Source organism: Cupriavidus sp. 8B (genome assembly GCF_054589115.1).
Window position 1 is genome coordinate 1 of sequence record NZ_BAAILO010000106.1, and the last position, 2,014, is coordinate 2,014.

At 64.3% G+C, this 2,014-nt stretch carries 1 protein-coding gene; it reads left to right on the forward strand.

Annotated features, from left to right (window positions below):
- Nucleotides 1–1,941 (forward strand): hypothetical protein (locus ACYP5B_RS11785; protein ID WP_459569726.1); only part of this gene is annotated, 1,941 nt, incomplete at its 5' end.
- Nucleotides 1,942–2,014: the final 73 nt, after the last annotated feature.

Sequence of the window (2,014 nt, forward strand, 5' to 3'; positions counted from 1 at the left end):
TGGCAACTGACAACGCTGGATTGCCACCGCGCCATCCATCTGGCGAGCAGCATCCAGGCCTGTGGCAAGTTGGGGCAAGTCGTTGAAGGCGTTCTCAGAAACCTGTTCGATGTGCAACGATTGGCGGACGCTGGACCGCTCTACCACGGTGTGTCCCGACGGCAGGCGACAACGACGCGGCACCGCCGCGCCGCGTTCTTGAAGTCCGAGGACGAGCTGCGGGAGAGCCTCGAGCAACGCAAGCGTGCTGAACGATTGCCGCAGCGGCGTGCCTTCTGGGAACTGGTGCGTATCGTCATGACGGAGCCGCCGCGCAGCTTCGTCGACACGCTACGCTTCCTGTGCCTGCGCGCGATGATCGTGACCGGGTTGCGCATCGGCGAGGCTGTGCTGCTGCCTGCGGACTGGCAGCGCACGCGCGCCTACTATGATCAGCATGGCCAGTCTGCGGGAGCGCTGGGCGGCTATGCGGATGCACTGCTGCTGCGCCACTTCGCAGAAAAGCAGCAGACCGCAACCGCAGACAGTCGTGTGCTGTTCGAGAAGGTCCAGTATGTGCCGGAGATGTTCCGCGAGCTGCTGACGAGCACGCTGGAGCAAGCCAGCGAGCTGACAGCACCGCTGCGACAGACGCTGCGACGACAAACTGAAAGCCGACGTCTGCTGCCGTGGTACGCGGAGCATGACGTCGTGCCAGCCGCTCACCTATACCCTCACCTGACCGGCAATCCGTTCTGGGCCGCCATCGATGGCGAGCTCCGAGCCCGCCTGCTGGAACGCTATCGCGCGCAGTTCGACATCACCTTGCTGCAGGAGATGCATGACCTGCAACGCACCAGCCATACACGGCAGCCTCGCCTGGACTCGGCTGCCTACGTGTATCTGAACCGTCTTGAAAAGGCCATGCGGGCTGGCGAGCACCCCCTCTCCTTCCGCCGGGCCGATGGCAGTGTGATCCCGCCTGACGTCCGGTTGCAATGGTCGCAGACATGCCTGCATGTGGGCGAACTGGAAGCCTACCTGCGGGGCGCGGTGCCGACCAAGCTGTCGGACACGGCACCGTTGCCACTGATGTCTGGCCAACTCCAGAGTTGGGAGTTGCTGTTCCTGGCGCCCAAGCGCTCGCTGGCGGAGGAACGTGATGACGGCATCTGCGATGTAACACGCGTGATGGCGGTGAATCGGCCAGATACTGGCTTCGTGGCGAATGCGCTAGGGGAACAAGCTGGGCGAAGCACGCTGTTCCAGCGTTACGGACAAAGCGCGGAAGACCGGGGCCTGATCCTTGAGTCGCATATGCTGCGGCATCTGCAGAACACCGAGCTGTTCCGGCTCGGGGTGGCCGACACGATCATCTCCAAGCGATTTAACCGGCGTAGCGTGGCACAAAGCTACGTGTACGACCATCGCAGCCTGGCCGAGGAACTGGACCAGATCGAGTTGCCGGTCGAGGTGGAACTCGCCCTGGGCGAGAAAGCGGCTACGGTGGCCAGGATGATCCAAGCCGGCAAGGCCAGCGGCCCCCTTGTTGCCGCGTTCCTGCGCATCCAGGCCGACGAGGGCGACGAGGCGGCCTTCGCCTATCTGAAGGCGGAAGCCGATGGCTTCCACGTGACCCCGTACGGCCACTGTCTCAACAGCGTCACGGTGGATCCCTGCCCCAAGCACCTGGAATGCTTTACCGGCTGCCGCCATCTGTCTGCGACCAACCTGCCCGAGAATCGGGGGCATCTCGTCAAGTTGGAAGGCAAACTGGCCGCCGCCCTCGCGCATGCCGAGGCCCGGCCAGCATCGACGCCCGGGCGTGACAACCAGATCGCGCATGCCCGGACTCGGCTGGATGGCGTACGCCGGTTGCTGGCCACGCCTGAGGGTGATCATCCGTTCCCCGACGGACCGGACCTGTCCGTCGCCCCGCCACGCGGAGTGCTCGATGACTGAGACGAAAAACACGGACTCGGCGTTGGCGGATCCGGAGATGCAGCACATCCTGGAAGATCTGCTGGCCCACGAC